Here is a 12,293-nt window from a genome sequence, read left to right on the forward strand (position 1 = left end):
ACTCGCGCTGCATTGAAAAATGGCCTTCCGCTGCATTGGAAGGCCATTTCCCTTTCGATCGCGGAATGAATCAGCTCTCCGACTTGAGCTTCCCACCCGTCGCCCACGCGTCCTTTGGGATTTCGCTAAAGACAATTTCGACCACTTCGGGCGGGCAGGACAAGGTTTCTACGAACACATCCGTAATGCCGCGCGCCAGTTCGCGCTTTTGCTCAAGCGTCTTGCCAGGGTGCATTTCGATTCGCAGGATAGGCATAATGACTCCGTTTTCTACCGCGTTCCAGCAACGCGGACGCAGTCATTATGGGGAAGCACGAATCATGGATAAACGGGCGTGGGGTTGGGACAGCCTGAACCGCGAGGTATCGAATGGCGGATAAGCTCGCGGGAATGCAGATGTTTGTCCGCGTCGTCGAAGCCGGGAGTTTTGCGGCGGCGGCGGCGCTTAGCCAGGTGAGCGCCACGATGGCCGCGAAGCAGGTGCGCGAGATCGAGGAACGGCTCGGCGCGAAACTGCTTCATCGCACCACGCGCCAGCATCAGCTCACGGAAATTGGCGCGCTCTATTACGAGCGATGCAAACGCGCGCTGCACGAATTCGAGCAGGCCGAAGCCAGCGCAGCCGAGCTGCGCAGCAGCCCGCGCGGCACGCTGAAAATCGTCGCGCCGGTCAGCTTCGGCAGCGAACGGCTCGCGCCGGTGCTGGCCGACTATCTCGAACGCCATCCTGAAGTCAGCGTCGATCTCACACTGGACAATGCGCCCGTCGACCTGATGCGCGAGGGCTACCACCTCGCCATCCATATCGGCGACCTCGATAGCGCGGATCTGGTGGCGCATGCCGTGCACGCCTATCGGCGCGTGCTTGCGGCGGCCCCCTCCTATATCGAGCGCCACGGTCAGCCGGAAACGCCGGAACGCTTGCGCGAACACGCGTGCCTCGGCCTTTCGTATTGGCGCAAGAAGGAATTCTTCTGGACGCTGGTCGGGCCTGAGCGGCAGATTTGCCACGTGCCCGTCGAGGGCCGTTTCAGCGCGAACGATGGCCGTGCATTGCGCGCGGCGGCCCTGCGCGGCACCGGCATCGTGCTGCAACCGGAAATGCTGCTCGAAAACGACCTGGCCGAAGGCCGTCTTGTTGCGGTGCTGCCGCAGTGGAGCCATGTGCATACGCCGATGCATCTCGTGCATTCACGCGATCTGCGGCCCACCGCAATGTTGCGGACTGCGATTGATTTTCTCGTGAAGCAGCTTGCTTCCGCCGATTGAATAACAAATGCCCGGATCGCGCCGGGCACTTGTTTTACAGCGTCAATGGGCATTTACCGCGTGCGCATCATCACAGATGCGTCACAGATGCGTCACCTGCAAGATCGCTTCGGCAAACGCTTTCGGCGCTTCCTGCGGCAGGTTATGGCCGATCCCGCCAGTCAGATTGCGGTGCAGATATTTGCCCGTGAACTTCTTCGCGTAGGCGGCGGGTTCCGGATGCGGTGCGCCGTTGGCGTCGCCTTCCATCGTGATCGTCGGCACCGTGATGGCGGGGCCGGCGGCCAGGCGCTGCTCGATTGCATCGAGGCGCGATTCGCCCTGCACGAGCCCCAGACGCCAGCGATAGTTGTGAATCACCACGGCCACATGATCCGGATTCTGAAACGACGCCGCCGTGCGCTCGTACGTAGCGTCATCGAAATTCCACTTCGGCGACGCCAGTTGCCAGATCAGCTTGTTGAACGCATCGCGGTTTGCCGCGTAGCCCTGCGCACCGCGCTCGGTCGAGAAGTAGAACTGATACCACCACTGGAATTCGGCCTTCGGCGGCAGCGGGTTCTTGTTCGCGGCCTGGCTGCCAATCAGATAACCGCTTACTGAAACCAGCCCCTTCACGCGCTCGGGCCATAGCGCCGCGATGCAGTCCGCCGTGCGGCCACCCCAGTCATAGCCGCCCAGAATCGCCTGGTCGATCTTCAGCGCATCCATGAACGCAATGATGTCCACGGCCGTCACGGCCTGCTGGCCATTGCGCGGCGTATCGGCGGAGAGAAAACGCGTCGAACCATAGCCGCGCAGATACGGCACGATCACGCGATAGCCCGCGGCGGCCAGCATCGGCGCGACTTCGACGAAGCTATGGATGTCGTAGGGCCAGCCGTGCAGCAGCAGCACCGGCTGGCCGTTCTTCGGGCCCGCCTCGGCATAGCCGACGTTGAGCAGGCCCGCGTCGATCTGCTGGATCGGCCCGAACGACGCATTGCCGCCCGTGCGCGAGTTCGTCGCGGCGCCGTCCGCCGACTGGGCGTTGGCCAGGCCGCTGAAGCCCAGCTCCGCGAGGCTCAGGCTCGCCAACGTAGTGCCGAGAATCCGACGGCGCCGGACATTGACGGGATCTGACATGACGCATTTCTCCTTGTTGATCGTTCGGATGTGGCCGCCGATTGTCTGCGGCAAATACAGGCGCATAAACGCTTCAGCGCATTTATATCGGAGGCGGGCAAACGCCATGTATCCCAATGTGTCTGCCCGCCGTACGTACACACGACGAATCAAAATCGCCGCGAAAACACGCTTTTTATCGCCTCACGCGCGCGGTTCGACCGGCGATGCGGGCACGCCGCGCGCCTCGATATCGCGGCCCGCCAGCAAGCAGAGATCCTCGCGATGATGTGCGGCGACAATCTGCACGCCCACCGGCACGCCGTTCACGAGACCCGTCGTGACCGCGAGTCCCGGCAGCCCCATCGCGGGCAGCGCGCGCAGCGTCAGTTGCGCCTCCCAGACGCGATCGAAGCCTTCCTTGCCCTGCATGTCGAGGTCGCTCGCGAACGGCAGCTCGCTCGACACCGGCATCAGCACGACCGCATATTGATCGAGGAACAGGCGCCACTGGCGCGTGAGTGTCGTGCGGCGCACCAGCGACTGGCTGACGACATCGGCGGGCAGGCCGCGCACTTTCTCACGGGCCGCCGCGATCACGGCAGCCGCGCCCGGATCGCCGTCCTTCTCCACCGCATTGACCAGCGCGTCGAAGCCGTCGCCCAGCCACAGGCGCTCCTGCAGCAGCGCGGCTTCGCGGATCGACGGCACATCGTCGATTTCCTCGACTTCCCAGCCCGCGTCGCGCAGACGGTTCGCCGAATCGCGCAGTGCGTCCTCGACTTCCTTGACGGTTGCCAGGCCGCCAGGACGCACGCATAGCGCCGCGCGGCGCGGCACTTGCGGGCCGTCGACGGGCAGCGCGACGTACCACGGATCGCGCAGATCGGGTGCGGCCAGCGCCACGAGGCCCAGGCGCAGATCTTCGATAGTGCGGCCCATCGGCCCCGCCGCCGACATCAGTTGCGCGCCAATCGCCCGCTCCGGCGACGATGCGTTGAAGGCCGGCACGCGGCCCAGCGTCGGACGCAGGCCGTGGATGCCGCAAGCGTAGGCCGGATAGCGCACCGACCCGCCGATATCCGTGCCCAGCGCCAGTTGCCCGATCCCCGCCGCGACCGCCGCCGCGCCGCCGCCGCTCGACCCGCCCGGCGTGAGCGAGGGATCGCGCGGATTGAGCGTGCGGCCATGCACCTGGTTCGAGGTGAACCAGCGCAGCGCGAAGGTCGGCGAATTGGTGCGGCCAAGCAGCACCGCGCCGGCGCGCACCAGGTTGTCCACGGCCGGGCTGTTGGCCTGGGCAATCAGGTTCTCCTGCGCGCGCAGGCCATTCGTCGTCGCGAAGCCTGCCTGGTCGACGTTGATCTTGGTAGTGACGGGCACGCCTGCCAGCGGGCCGGGGTTCTCGCCACGCGCAATCGCCTGGTCGACGGCATCGGCCTGTTGCAGGACTTCTTCGGGATGCACGGCCACAACGGCGTTGATGATCGGGTTCACCGCATCCAGACGCGCGAGCGCAGATTGCGCCGCTTCACGCGCACTCACTTCACGCGACTTGATGTGCTTTGCCAGTTCTGCAGCCGTCAATTGCCAAAGTTCAGACATGCTTCCTCCGTGATGAATGACTGAATCTGTGTCGCTCGCCGGGATCTTCTGTGGCGAACAGCGTGGATGCGATTGAAGCAGCCGCATGTATCTGGATTGTGTCCAGCACGCCCGACCCGCGCCGCACGGGCCTTGCGCCGCGCGGGCGGCTTCGTTTGTGTCGCTATGTATCTGCGCTTCGCCCAGATACAGGGAATTGCAATAAGGCCAGATTACGAAACATGCCAGATACGTAAGCTCGTTTTAATTCATCAACGCCGAAATCTGCTGGGCACGAGCCTGATGGATCACCCGGTCGCCCTCTTCCTCTACCGCTTCAAGGAGAACGTCATGCAAGTTTCCAAGATCGCTTTGGCTCTCACCGCTGGTGCTGCACTCGTTGCCGCTTCTGCCTCGTTCGCCGCCGTGCCGGCAGCCGTCGATAACCCCGCCCCGGTGGCGACGCAAGCGCAATCGCAAGCCCAGTCGTGGGCGCCGGCACAGCAAAACGCCAACACGAAGATCACGCGCGCCCAGGTTCGCCAGGAACTGGTCGACGCCGAGCACAACGGCCAGCTCGACGCGCTGCGCAGCCTGTATCGCGGCAGCTAAACCATCGCACTGTTAATCAACCAACGCGCATAACCACGCTGATATCCAGCTCACCTCGTCATCAATCTACAAGGAAATCACCATGAGCAACGCTGAAAAAGTCCTGTACACCGGCAAGACCCACACCACCGGCGGCCGTGACGGCGCCACGCGCAGCAACGATGGGCGTCTAGAAGTCAAGCTCGCGCCGCCGGGATCGAGCGCGCCGGGCACCAACCCCGAGCAGATGTTCGGTGCGGGCTGGTCGGCATGTTTCATCGGTGCGATGGGACTGGCGGCGGGTCGCCTGAAGGTGGCGCTGCCGCGCGATACGGCAGTCGATGCGGAAATCGACCTGGTGATGCGCGACGAAGCCTACTCGCTGCGCGCGCGCCTGAACGTGTCGCTGCCGGGCGTCGAGCGCGACGTGGCGCATCAGCTGATCGAACTCGCGCATCAAACCTGCCCGTATTCGAAGGCGACGCGCGGCAATATCGATGTGGAGATTACGCTGGCTGAGGTTTAAGCGTAGAGGAATGAAGAAGGGCGCGGGGTATATCGTACGGAATCCATATCGATATACCCCGCGCCCTCGCGTGTTGCGTCGAAGATTTATTGTCGACCGATCAGATAGTGCGTCCCGGCCGCCACCCCACTTCGCGCAACGCATCGACCAGCCGCGCTGCGCCCAGCCCTTCCACCTTCGCGCCGCGCGACGCCACATCGCGGCCCGCTACCAGCGCGTTGATGATCGCCTCCTCCACAGCCTCCGCCGCCGCGACGAACAGCGCCGAAATATGGTCGTTGTTGACCATCTTCACGTCGCTCGTGGGCGCGCCCTTGCGGCCATAGTTCGCCGCAGGCAAGCCGCGATTGCCCGTCGCAAACGCCATAAAGATATCGCCGCTCGAATCCTCGGTGCCGCCGCCCACGCGCGCAAGGCCCACGCTCGCACGTTGCGCGAGCCGCGTGCATTGATGCGGCAACAAGGGCGCATCGGTCGCCAGCGTAACGACGATCGAACCCATGCCCGGCTCCCCCTTCGCGTGCGGCTCGCGAAACGGCGAGTGAACATGGCGCAGCACCTCGCCCACCGGATAGCCGCCGACACGCAACATCTCGCGCACGCCGTAATTCGACTGCACGAGCGCACCCACTGTCCAGCCGCCCGCTTCGGCGTCCAGCACGCGCGACGCCGTGCCAATGCCGCCTTTGAACTCGTGGCAGATCATGCCCGTGCCGCCGCCCACGCTGCCTTCCTCGACCGGCCCGCTGCGCGCCGCCGCAAGCGCATCGCGCACATGCGCAGCCGTGACGTGCTGCCCCCAGATATCATTCAGCAGTCCGTCATAGGTTTCCATCACGACCGGCATGCACCAGTAAACGCGCTCGCGGGCGCTGTCCCGCTCGGCGGCAATCAACGCATCGCGCACCGTGCCCACGCTATGCGTGTTCGTATAGGCGATGGGCGTGGTCAGCAAACCGGCCTCGCGGATCCATTCAAGTCCGGTCGCGTCGCCGTTTCCGTTGAGCACGTGCACGCCCGCAAAGCAAGGATCGTCGTGCGCCGCGCCCGCGCGCGGTTCGATGATCGTCACGCCGGTGCGCACCGACGCATCACCGTCGTCGCGCTCGTCGCGCTCGTCGCGCTCGTCGGCTTGCAGCGTGCAATGCCCGACACGCACACCCGCGACGTCCGTGATCGCGTTGAAGCGCCCCGGCTTGCCAAGTCCGATCCGAATGCCGAGTTCCCTCGTACGCATGATGCCTGTCCTCCGTTATTGCAATGTCTATTTGAGTGTTATTCGAAATGCGTTTCAAAGCGCGCGGAACGTCTCGCTGCGCCGCGCGCAAGCCACATACATCGCCAGCGCGACAACCAGCAGAGCGCCGATGATGTAGAGATCGGCCGCCTTCGTCGCCGTCGCGAGCGTCGTATAGAGCGTGTATCCCGCGCCCGCAATCGCGACGATAGGCGTAACGGGCCATAGCGGCATGCGGTAGTGATGCTCGACGTCGCGACGCACGAGACGGCTCGCCAGCGCCGCCAGTCCGACGACCAGGTACACGAGCAATAGCAAGTCCACGGTAAAGGCCGTCAATTCGTCGAGGCTCGACACGAACACCAGTCCCGCCGAAGGCACCGCGAGCGCAAGCGTCGCGAGCCACGGCGAATCGAAGCGTGGGTGGATCGTCGAAAACGCGCGATTGCAGCCACGCGGCCACAGCGCGTGACGTCCGCTGCTATACAGCAGGCGCCCCATCGTAATGACGATAGCGATGATCGCGTTGAATACCGAAAGGAAAATGCCGCCGCTCACCACGCGCGAAAGCGCCGGATTGCCGAGTTCGCGCACGACGTAGCCGATCGGGTCGGCGCTCTTCGACAGTTCGCTGAGCGAAGGCGCGCCCAGCACAATCGCGATCAGCGGCACGAGTTCGACCACCAGGATCACGAGCAGCGAATAGATCACGGCGCGCGCCACGTTGCGATTTCCGCCACGCAGGTCTTCCGCAAGAAACACCGCGGAGCCAAAGCCGTTGTAGCAAAAGATCGCCGTGCCGATGGCGGGCACGATGGCCGCCGCCGTGGCTGGAATCAGCGCGCCGCCGCTCGCCACCAGTGGGTGCATCAACGCGCCCGCGCCGCGATGCGGGGCGCTGAAGCCCAGCGCCGCAATCAGCATCAGCACGCCCACCTCGACCACCAGAAATGCCCCGGTGATCCACGCATTGGTCTTGATGTTGAGCATGCCCAGCACGTAACTGAGCAGCACGATGGTGAGCGCAACGGACTGATTGCCGAAGTGCGTGCCGAGCGCGTTGTTGAGGTAAGGCGCCGCGCCGCTGGCCAGCACCGCGGGAATAAACACGCTGACCGCCAGCACCGTGATGAAGGTCAGGTAGCCAGGCAGCGTGCCGAACACGCGTTTGGCCATGACGTATTCCCCGCCCGCGCTGCGGTGCGCGGCGCTTAGCTCCGCATAGCAAAGCGCGAAGGCGAACGCGAGCACGCCGCCCAGCAGGAACGACATCACCGCGCCGCTGCCCGCCTGCTGGATCGCGAACGGCGCGATCACGAAGATCGAACTGGCGGGCGTGACGCCCGAGACCGTGATCATCACGGCGTCGCGCACGCTCAGCGTTTGCGTGAGCGTGCGGCGCGTTTCACCGGCGTCACCTGGTGCGGACGACGATTGCATCGTGCCCGTGGATTCCGACATCATCTCCATCCTGCTCTCCTATGCTGCGCTTTTTTGAACGCCCATACTCGGGGCCACAGATTGCGTTGCAGTCTAGGAAGCCATTTTTTTGGCCGCTATTCCCATTTTGGGTTACGCCCTGTGGTACCGGACAAACAGGACATGGATCGACTCTTTACGGAAATCGCGATGCATCAGGCGCTCGGGCGCGTGCTCGACCATCTGGGTCAGCCGCGTTTCTGGCGCTTTCTGGTGCTGCTGCTCAACGAGATGGTGCCGTTCGACAACGCGCTAGCGACGGCCATAGGCAGCGACGGCGTGCCCATTGTGCTCGATGAATACGATGCAGGCGGCAGCGACACGCCCTCGCCGGTGCCGCTCTATCTCAACGGCCTCTACCTGCTCGATCCGTTTTTGCAGGCGGCGCACGACGGCCTCGCAGACGGCTGCTACCGGCTGGAAGAAGTCGCGCCCGACCTGTTCCGGCAGAGCGAGTATTTTCTGAGCTATTTCCGCGATGCGGTTGGCGAGGACGAGATCCAGGTGCTGCTGCGCCCGCAGCCTGACGTGCTGCTCTCGCTGTCGATGGGGGCGGCCATGCGTTTCGATGCCGAGCCGCTCGGCAAGCTCACGGCCGCGCTGCCGTGGGTGCTCGCCGCGATCCGCCAGCACTGGCGGCTGGCCGGCGACACGGCGCCCATCGTGCCGAGCGCCGCCGGTCTGGGCGCGCGCGTGGAGGCGGCGCTCGCGCGCTTTGGCGCGGGGCTGTTGACCGAACGCGAAATGGCGATCGCACGGATGGTGCTGCGCGGCAATTCCTCGAAGGCGATTGCCGAGCGGCTCGCCATTTCGCCGGAAACGGTGAAGGTGCACCGCCGCCATCTCTACACCAAGCTAGGGGTTTCCACGCAGCCGGAGTTGTTCTCGCGCTTCATCGAAGCACTGGGCAACGATGAAGCGCTTTAGCGGCTGTTGCGACTATTGCGGCTAGAGCCGTTATTACGGCTGTTGCGGCGGTTGCGCCGCGTCCAGCAGATAGGCGTCGTAGACCACCGCGTTGCCCAGGCGCATCGCATAGCCCACCGCCATCGCGCGATTAAGCCATGCGTACTTCTTCGACGAGGTCTCGAAGTTCATATACAGCCGGAAGTAGTACTTCGAAGGATCGACCGGCTTGCCTTGCGCAACCTCGGCCATCACGCCCGCGGGGCCATAGCGCATGCCGCGAGTCTGCAGATAGACGTATTCGCCGTCGTCCATCTTCAGCAGGTAGCGCGTGTCGATCACGGCCACGCCGTCCTTCGTCACGACCTGCCAGTCGGCGCCGTTATTCAGGATCTCGCCCTTCACGAGCGGGCCGTCGACGCGCCCGCCCGTAATCGGGATGATGCGGCGCTTGCCCGCGTCGTTGCTCGCGCCCAGTTCCCAGATGGGCGCCGTGAGATCGACGCTGAAGCGGCCCATATAGGTGAGCTGCGGCTTCGGCGGGTCGAAGGCTGCGGGCGCAACGTCCGCTTCGGCGGCCATCGACTGCCCGACGCAAAACGTCATGAATGCCGAGGCAAATAGCCGCCTGAATGTCTTTGTCATTCGGTATCCTCTTTAATTTCTTGCGGCGACGCTGCGCGCGCGAGAGAGCAGCACATCGGGATCGTCGGCGTCGGGCGCGTGCATCGCTTCGACCAGCGCCTCGCGATGCTGGAGCACCGCACGCTGGTTGATCGAGCCTTTGTCGGTGATCTCGCCCAGGTCGAGCGAAGGCGGCACAGCCAGCAGGCGCAGACGCGCGATATAGGTTGCGCTACCTGTGGCGCTCGCGTTAAGGCGCGCCGCCAGATCCGCGAAAAATCCGCGCACCGACGCTGTGGCCAGCACATCGGCTGCACTCGCATGGCTGGCGAGTTTTGCCAGCGCACGGCATGCGTCCAGGCGCGGGAAGATCATCACGCCCACATCGTCGCGATTCATGCCCGTCACGACGGCGTCCTGCACGTAGGGTGCGCCCTCGCTGATGATGCGCGCACGCATCGGCCCCACGCTCACGAACGTCCCCGACGCGAGCTTGAAGTCCTCTGCAATGCGCCCGTCGAAGGCCAGGCCCAGTTCAGGCCGTTCGGGGTCGACAAAACGCACTGCGTCACCGCTTCGGTAATAGCCTTCGTCGTCGAACACGTCCTGCCGGTGCTCCGTCGACGCCCGCCAGTATCCGCCCATGACGTTCGGGCCGCGAAAGCGCACTTCCAGCTTGCCGTCCACCGGCGCGACCTTCACGAGGCAGCCCGGCGCAGGCAGGCCGATATAACCGGCGCGCGCCACCGGCCCGGTCGTGAACAGGCACGACGGCGCGGTCTCGGTCATGCCCAGCCCCGCCATGATGCGAATACGCTCGCCGCAATGCTTGAGCGTCACACGTCCGAGTCGCTCCCACGCTGCCTGCGAAAGCCCCGCGCCTGCGAAAAAATACATCTTCACGCGCGAGAAAAAGCGCTCGCGCAGCGCGGCATCGGTTTCGAGCGCGGCGGTCAGTTCCTCCCAACCCTTGGGCACGTTGAAATAGATCGTCGGCGCAATGTCGCGCAGGTTGCGCAGCGTTTCCTCGAACTTGCCCGCGACGGGCTTGCCGTCGTCGATATACAGCGTGCCGCCGTTATAAAGCGCGATCCCCACGTTATGACTGCCGCCGAAGGTGTGGTTCCACGGCAGCCAGTCCACCAGCACGGGCGGCTCGATACCGAATTGCGGAAACGTCTCCAGCAGCATCTGCTGATTGGCGCAGAGCATGCGGTGCGTGGTGGGCACGGCCTTGGGCAGGCGCGTCGATCCCGAGGTGAAAAGAAACTTGGCGATGGTGTCGCCGTTGACGCCTGCGTGGGCGGCATCGGCTTGATCGGGCGGCGTATCGAGCAGCGCCGCAAAACGCGTCACGTTGCCGTTGCCGTTGCTATTTCTATTGCTATCGCTGGCTTCGGCGGGCGCGGCGCTCACGCGCTCGACATCGGCCGGGAGCACGGCGTCGAGCGCCTTCGCATAGGCATCGATATCGTCGGCGAAAACGAGGCCCGGCGTGAGCACGTCCAGCACGTGGCGCAGTTTGCTGTAGTCGCCCGAAATCAGCGAATACGCCGGCGAAATGGGTGCATAAGGAATGCCCGCCCACATCGCACCGAGCGCCATCTGCATGTGCTCGATGCTGTTGCCCGAAAGAATCGCGACGGGCCGCTGCGCGTTCAAGCCGCGCTGCAACAGCGCCGAGCCGATGGCGCGTGCATTCTCCAGCATCTGCGCGTAGGTCACGCCGCGCCAGGCGCCGTGCGCATCGCGCCGCGCGACGAGCAGGCGCTCCGGGTATTCGCGCGCACCGCGTTCGAGGCATTCGGTGAAGCGCTCGGGATAGGCGCCCAACGGCTCGCCTGCCTCCAGATACCAGCACTCGCCGCGCCGCTCGATGCGCGGCGAGACGGAACCGATGGCGACGCCCCGGTATCCGGGTGCGCCGCCTGCGTGGCTTTGGTGCGATTCCAAAACCTGTCTCCTGGTTGTGCCGCCCCTGGTGCGCTCTCTGGCAGGCACCTTGCAGCCGGGGCGGCGTGGCTTCCTTATCGCGGCGCACACCTCGCGCGCGCCGCGTCGACCGGACAGCTTGACTGCACTGCTGGCGCGTTTAGCGCTTGTAAGCCTGCAGACCCGGCTTGATGCTCTTGTCGTCGAGGAACTGCTTGAGACCCTTCGCGCGGCCGCCTTCCGGATCGCGATAGTTGGCCTGGTCGAGCTTGGCGTAGAGATAGTCCTCGTTCTGCTCCCACGTCAGCTCACGGCTGCGCTTGAAGCCATGCTTCGCATTCCGAAGCACAACCGGGTTCTTGTCGAGCAGCTTCGCGGCCAAAGCCAGCGTTTCCTCGCGCAATTGCGCCCGCGGCACGCTCTTGTTCACGAGCCCCATCTGCGCGGCCTGCGGCCCCGTGAAGGTCTCGCCGGTCATGATGTAGTACAGCGCCTGGCGGTGGCCCACCGTATCGGCCATCGCCTTGCTGACGAGGTTGCCCGGCGGGATGCCCCAGTTGATTTCCGACAGGCCGAACACGGCTTCGTCGGCGGCGATGGCCAGGTCGCAGGCCACCAGCGGCGAGAACCCGCCACCGAAGCACCAGCCGTTGACCATCGCAATCGTCGGCTTCGAATACATGCGCAGGAGCTGCCATTGCCAGCGGCTTGCGTCGCGCCGGATGCGTTCCTGCAACACGTCCGGGCCGGTGTCGACCTCGCGGAAATACTCCTTGAGATCCATGCCCGCAGTCCAGGCATCGCCCTCGCCGGTCAGCACGAGCACCTGCGCTTCGGGGTCGAGCTCGACGGCTTCCAGCACGTCGATCATCTCCTTGTTGAGCGTCGGGCTCATGGCATTGCGCTTGTCGGGGCGATTGAACGCCACCCACGCAATCCCGCCCTGCACCGTGACATTGACCGTTTTCCAGCGACCTTCGTAGCTCATCGTCTCTCTCCGTGGACAGTGCCGCACTCGCGGCTTGAAGTCAATTTACTATC

The 12,293-nt window shown here is 64.6% G+C and carries 12 protein-coding genes; 4 read left to right on the plus strand and 8 right to left on the minus strand.

What is annotated here, in order from left to right:
• Positions 1–70: 70 nt before the first annotated feature.
• Complete coding sequence (locus tag BBA01S_RS09155; protein WP_027816158.1) at positions 71–256, minus strand: 4-oxalocrotonate tautomerase; 186 nt, start codon at positions 254–256, stop codon at positions 71–73.
• A gap of 140 nt (positions 257–396) precedes the next feature.
• Between BBA01S_RS09155 and BBA01S_RS09160 the strand changes: the two genes are divergently transcribed.
• Complete coding sequence (locus BBA01S_RS09160) at positions 397–1,269, plus strand: LysR substrate-binding domain-containing protein (protein WP_245641458.1); 873 nt, start codon at positions 397–399, stop codon at positions 1,267–1,269.
• An 81-nt stretch (positions 1,270–1,350) separates the two neighbouring features.
• Here BBA01S_RS09160 and BBA01S_RS09165 read toward each other — a convergent pair whose 3' ends face one another.
• Both BBA01S_RS09165 and BBA01S_RS09170 read right to left on the minus strand, forming a co-directional pair.
• Positions 1,351–2,394 carry an alpha/beta fold hydrolase gene (locus BBA01S_RS09165; RefSeq protein WP_027816160.1) on the minus strand — a complete coding sequence of 348 codons (1,044 nt, stop codon included), beginning with the start codon at positions 2,392–2,394 and terminating at the stop codon, positions 1,351–1,353.
• A 183-nt stretch (positions 2,395–2,577) separates the two neighbouring features.
• A complete protein-coding gene (locus BBA01S_RS09170) occupies positions 2,578–3,978 on the minus strand; it encodes an amidase family protein (protein ID WP_027816161.1) in 1,401 nt (466 codons plus the stop codon).
• Between the two features lie 282 nt (positions 3,979–4,260).
• On the opposite strand from BBA01S_RS09170, the gene BBA01S_RS47520 reads away from it, so the two are divergent.
• Both BBA01S_RS47520 and BBA01S_RS09180 read left to right on the plus strand, forming a co-directional pair.
• On the plus strand, positions 4,261–4,569 hold the full coding sequence (locus BBA01S_RS47520) for a DUF4148 domain-containing protein (protein ID WP_052391711.1): 309 nt from the start codon (positions 4,261–4,263) through the stop codon (positions 4,567–4,569).
• Between the two features lie 82 nt (positions 4,570–4,651).
• On the plus strand, positions 4,652–5,074 hold the full coding sequence (locus BBA01S_RS09180) for an organic hydroperoxide resistance protein (RefSeq protein ID WP_027816163.1): 423 nt from the start codon (positions 4,652–4,654) through the stop codon (positions 5,072–5,074).
• 100 nt (positions 5,075–5,174) lie between these two features.
• Here the strand turns inward: BBA01S_RS09180 and BBA01S_RS09185 are convergent, their stop codons facing one another.
• Together BBA01S_RS09185 and BBA01S_RS09190 are read right to left on the minus strand one after the other, a co-directional pair.
• Positions 5,175–6,311, minus strand: coding sequence for a DmpA family aminopeptidase (locus BBA01S_RS09185; RefSeq protein WP_027816164.1), 1,137 nt, complete (start codon positions 6,309–6,311; stop codon positions 5,175–5,177).
• 54 nt (positions 6,312–6,365) lie between these two features.
• Entirely contained in the window at positions 6,366–7,781 is a 1,416-nt protein-coding gene (locus BBA01S_RS09190; RefSeq protein WP_027816165.1) for an APC family permease, read from the minus strand.
• Between the two features lie 132 nt (positions 7,782–7,913).
• On the opposite strand from BBA01S_RS09190, the gene BBA01S_RS09195 reads away from it, so the two are divergent.
• Positions 7,914–8,717 carry a helix-turn-helix transcriptional regulator gene (locus BBA01S_RS09195; protein ID WP_027816166.1) on the plus strand — a complete coding sequence of 268 codons (804 nt, stop codon included), beginning with the start codon at positions 7,914–7,916 and terminating at the stop codon, positions 8,715–8,717.
• Between the two features lie 33 nt (positions 8,718–8,750).
• Here the strand turns inward: BBA01S_RS09195 and BBA01S_RS09200 are convergent, their stop codons facing one another.
• The 3 genes from BBA01S_RS09200 to BBA01S_RS09210 form a co-directional block, all read right to left on the minus strand.
• Complete coding sequence (locus BBA01S_RS09200; RefSeq protein WP_042296572.1) at positions 8,751–9,341, minus strand: DUF3237 domain-containing protein; 591 nt, start codon at positions 9,339–9,341, stop codon at positions 8,751–8,753.
• A gap of 12 nt (positions 9,342–9,353) precedes the next feature.
• Entirely contained in the window at positions 9,354–11,273 is a 1,920-nt protein-coding gene (locus BBA01S_RS09205) for a feruloyl-CoA synthase (protein WP_027816168.1), read from the minus strand.
• Positions 11,274–11,412: 139 nt separating this feature from the next.
• The gene (locus tag BBA01S_RS09210; protein ID WP_027816169.1) at positions 11,413–12,240 is read right to left on the minus strand and encodes a p-hydroxycinnamoyl CoA hydratase/lyase; all 828 of its coding nucleotides are present in this window, start codon (positions 12,238–12,240) and stop codon (positions 11,413–11,415) included.
• Positions 12,241–12,293: the final 53 nt, after the last annotated feature.

It is taken from the genome of Paraburkholderia bannensis NBRC 103871, from assembly GCF_000685015.1.
In the GTDB taxonomy this organism is placed as follows: domain Bacteria; phylum Pseudomonadota; class Gammaproteobacteria; order Burkholderiales; family Burkholderiaceae; genus Paraburkholderia; species Paraburkholderia bannensis.

What these genes read in the sequence shown, in the direction of transcription:
- BBA01S_RS09155 (WP_027816158.1), bottom strand. Translation starts at nt 256, where the DNA reads ATGCCTATCCTGCGAATCGAAATGCACCCTGGCAAGACGCTTGAGCAA.
- BBA01S_RS09160 (WP_245641458.1), top strand. Translation starts at nt 397, where the DNA reads ATGTTTGTCCGCGTCGTCGAAGCCGGGAGTTTTGCGGCGGCGGCGGCG.
- BBA01S_RS09165 (WP_027816160.1), bottom strand. Translation starts at nt 2,394, where the DNA reads ATGTCAGATCCCGTCAATGTCCGGCGCCGTCGGATTCTCGGCACTACG.
- BBA01S_RS09170 (WP_027816161.1), bottom strand. Translation starts at nt 3,978, where the DNA reads ATGTCTGAACTTTGGCAATTGACGGCTGCAGAACTGGCAAAGCACATC.
- BBA01S_RS47520 (WP_052391711.1), top strand. Translation starts at nt 4,261, where the DNA reads ATGGATCACCCGGTCGCCCTCTTCCTCTACCGCTTCAAGGAGAACGTC.
- BBA01S_RS09180 (WP_027816163.1), top strand. Translation starts at nt 4,652, where the DNA reads ATGAGCAACGCTGAAAAAGTCCTGTACACCGGCAAGACCCACACCACC.
- BBA01S_RS09185 (WP_027816164.1), bottom strand. Translation starts at nt 6,311, where the DNA reads ATGCGTACGAGGGAACTCGGCATTCGGATCGGACTTGGCAAGCCGGGG.
- BBA01S_RS09190 (WP_027816165.1), bottom strand. Translation starts at nt 7,781, where the DNA reads ATGGAGATGATGTCGGAATCCACGGGCACGATGCAATCGTCGTCCGCA.
- BBA01S_RS09195 (WP_027816166.1), top strand. Translation starts at nt 7,914, where the DNA reads ATGGATCGACTCTTTACGGAAATCGCGATGCATCAGGCGCTCGGGCGC.
- BBA01S_RS09200 (WP_042296572.1), bottom strand. Translation starts at nt 9,341, where the DNA reads ATGACAAAGACATTCAGGCGGCTATTTGCCTCGGCATTCATGACGTTT.
- BBA01S_RS09210 (WP_027816169.1), bottom strand. Translation starts at nt 12,240, where the DNA reads ATGAGCTACGAAGGTCGCTGGAAAACGGTCAATGTCACGGTGCAGGGC.